At 27.1% G+C, this 3,368-nt stretch carries 4 protein-coding genes; 2 read left to right on the forward strand and 2 right to left on the reverse strand.

Translation table 11 applies throughout. The features are described 5' to 3' along the window. Positions 1-980 precede the first annotated feature (980 nt). A complete protein-coding gene (locus WBG30_RS00805; protein ID WP_424502740.1) occupies positions 981-1,295 on the forward strand; it encodes a hypothetical protein in 315 nt (104 codons plus the stop codon). 22 nt (positions 1,296-1,317) lie between these two features. Here the strand turns inward: WBG30_RS00805 and WBG30_RS00810 are convergent, their stop codons facing one another. Both WBG30_RS00810 and WBG30_RS00815 read right to left on the reverse strand, forming a co-directional pair. Further along, positions 1,318-2,085, reverse strand: coding sequence for an SDR family NAD(P)-dependent oxidoreductase (locus tag WBG30_RS00810; protein WP_424502741.1), 768 nt, complete (start codon positions 2,083-2,085; stop codon positions 1,318-1,320). A 465-nt stretch (positions 2,086-2,550) separates the two neighbouring features. Next, positions 2,551-2,736, reverse strand: coding sequence for a hypothetical protein (locus WBG30_RS00815; RefSeq protein WP_424502742.1), 186 nt, complete (start codon positions 2,734-2,736; stop codon positions 2,551-2,553). A gap of 127 nt (positions 2,737-2,863) precedes the next feature. Between WBG30_RS00815 and WBG30_RS00820 the strand changes: the two genes are divergently transcribed. Further along, on the forward strand, positions 2,864-2,995 hold the full coding sequence (locus tag WBG30_RS00820; protein WP_424502743.1) for a hypothetical protein: 132 nt from the start codon (positions 2,864-2,866) through the stop codon (positions 2,993-2,995). Positions 2,996-3,368: the final 373 nt, after the last annotated feature.

Consider the following 3,368-nt stretch of genomic DNA (forward strand, 5'->3'; position numbering starts at 1 on the left):
AATTTCTTAGATAGTTTGATCATTTCTTCTTCATTTGTTTCAACTAGATGGATACATAAAATTTTATGATGGTTAATCTCTAGTTCGTCGACGCTTGATATCTTTTGTATTGTTCCATTTTGTGATAGAATCTCAATCATTTTCCCCCTCCAATTTTATGACGCTACTATACTAAGTATATTATCATAAATTCATTAACAAATGTAAAAAGCATTAACTTATCTTTCTAATTATAAAATCATTTAAAAAATAAAGAGGATAAAATTAAACTTTCTTAATTTAAATAATCTCGATATAAAAGTAAATTCTGAATCTGAAATAGATTAAATCAATTATGGTATTAAATTGTTATAGTTTTTTTGTCTTAAATTTAATAATAATAAAAATCTCTCATTACTCTAGTAATGAGAGATCTGAGGAAAATTAGTAAATTTATAAGTCCGTAATAAATTTACTATCATGAGCCCTATACATGGACTTCTGGGAAGAACAATACACATATTTATAAGGGTTCAACATAAGTTAATTTTAACTTAATAAAATATTAAAGTCAAATTAAATTTAAAAAAATGTATAAAAAAATCTAGCTATACTAGCTATAGAAATAAGTGTAACAAAATTGACTCTTTAAATAGAATAAAAATAAAAAACCCAACTAATAATTTAGTTGGGTTTTGAAATACTATATTAATAAAATATCTATATTTAAATATTTTATTCGATTCTGATTGAGTCTATCTAGCTAAAACTAAAGATACACTTATCATAGTTGAAAATACTGTGGAAACTTTCAACATATAAACTATTTTTTTCATTTTTTTCTCCTCTTTACTACCGTGGTCATAGATCTCGTCATCTACAGTTTTCCGGCATTACTTTATTTCACTTCTAACTTCTTAGGACCATTCAAAAATATGAGTGATAAATTATAATATCATATAAGTTAAAAAAAGTCAATTTTTTTTAACATTTAGGAGGTAATGGTGAGATATCCAAAAGCATTTTCACATATTGGAATTACAGTGTCAGATTTAAATAAAGCAGTTAAATTTTATGAAGAGGTTATGGCTTGGTATATTATTATGAAACCTAGTGAAGTCGTAGAAGGCTTAGCAGGTAAAATAGTAGAATGTGGTGGGAAACAAAGAATGATAATAAGAGAATATTACCTAGAAGATAAACCATACAAAATGGTTCATATGGAAGATCCTTTTGGAAATATTATAGAAATATACTCTCATTCATATGAACTTCACTATGGTTCTGGTGCATATCAACATGAACTAAATAAGTGATATAATTATTTTGCTTTTCATACTATTTTGTTGGCTTGTAGATATCGCGCCCCGTAGCTTGCTTATTTGGAGTTAGCATTAACTCACATACCTGTACATTTTGTGGTAATGAAGTAGCATATACAATAACTTCTGCCACATCTTCTGCTGTCAAGGCTTCTATCCCTTTATATACATTTTCAGCTTTTTTATCGTCTCCTCCAAACCTAATATTTGAAAATGGAGTTTCAACCATTCCAGGCTCTATATTGGTTACTCTAATAGGAGTATCTATAAGATCTATCCTCATTGCATCAGATAGTGTTTTTACTGCCGCTTTACTAGCACAATAAACTCCTCCACCAGAATATGCCCCCCTTCCTGCTGTAGAGCCTAAATTGACTATGTGTCCATTAACTTTTGATGTGAGCATAAGAGAAATTATTTTTTTAGACATGTATAATAACCCCTTTATATTTACATCTATAACATTATCAAATGAACTATATTGGCTTTCATGTATCTTATCCATTCCCAATGCTAATCCAGCTGAGTTTACCAATATGTCTATTTTTTTCCATTTATTATCTAATGAATTGATACTTTTTTCTACTTCTTCTGAAATAGATATATCTAGTTGTAGAAGCTTAATTTCAATATTTTTAAAACCAAGTATCTCATCTTTAAGTTCCTCTAATTTATCCATTCTTCTGGCTACCAAAATTAAATTATAAGACTTTTCTGCATACCGAAGGGCTGTGGCTCTACCTATTCCCGAACTAGCTCCCGTTATTAAAACATTTTTTTTCATTTGTCCCCCCCTTTAAAATTCAAAAGTTATTTTTCATTTTAATTTATTTTTGAACTATTGCGTATGTTTTTTACTATTAAAGTATACTATAAATCACCATATCTTTCATTAAATTATTTGCAATGTAGTAGCGTATAGTAAATAGATTACAAGCCATGATGAATGGGTTAAGGTAAAGTAATCAAAGTTTTAAAAATTGAGAGTATACAACTACATGAATATATAAAGGCACCTAAAATTTAATTTAGGTGCCTGCCATACAAATAGTAACGAATTCTCTTGGGAGAGAGAATAGCATTTGGTTGAATACAGTATTCGTTACATAAATATTTTACTATTGTTTACCATAATAGTCAACTTAATAAAAAATAAAATTTAAGGAGGAAATATCTTGGGATAAAATTAAAGAAAATCTCTAGAAATAATAAAAGGGGCTATATAATAGCCCCAATCATTACTTTGAAATTATATATTGCAAGACTTACAGAGGTAAGCTTTTTTATATCCCTTGGATACTGCATTTATTAATGCTACATCTAAATTGCTATAGATACCTAAATAAACTTTGTGTTCACGAGGTATATGATTACAGTCAGCTTGGTGTATTTCATAAGTTTTACCATCGATATAGAAATCAATATAATAAATCATAAAAATCATCTCCTTTTCGTACTGAAATTATAGCATAAAAGTCATAATAATTAAAATTAAGAAATAAGAGAAAGATTTAAAAAATTAATTAATAAGCTAAATTTTAACTAAATTTAGAAAAAAAATTGTGAGTAGCAGAAAAGATAGAATCAGCTTTAGAGTATTTATTGACGAAATAGAAGCTCTTCATATAGATGAACTAAACAATAAATTTGTAGTAGATGAAATTAATTATTTAGAAGATGATAATTTTCTATAGAAATAAAAAGAGCTTTCGTATTTAAACGAAAGCTCATTCTCGGAGTTTATACCAATAATTACTGGGAAGTAATACTAATATATATATATTAGTATCTTAAATTAGAGTAAAAGTCAACTTAAATTTTAGAGGAGGATAAAAAAAAATAATAATGAAGTGCCTAAGGGTAAGTAAATAGAAATAAAAAACCATGTAACTATAGGAAATGTATAAACATAAACATGCAGAAAACAGATCAACTACAGTACTAGAATAGCAATCTTTACATAATAAAAGCCCTGATAAAGTCAATCAAGGCTTTTACTAAAAGGAAGTTTCTAAATAATGAATGAAAACCATTATACTTAATTGTAGTATTCACTATAAAACGTAA

Origin of the sequence: Psychrilyobacter sp., assembly GCF_049671765.1 — a bacterium.
Classification (GTDB): Bacteria; Fusobacteriota; Fusobacteriia; order Fusobacteriales; family Fusobacteriaceae; genus Psychrilyobacter.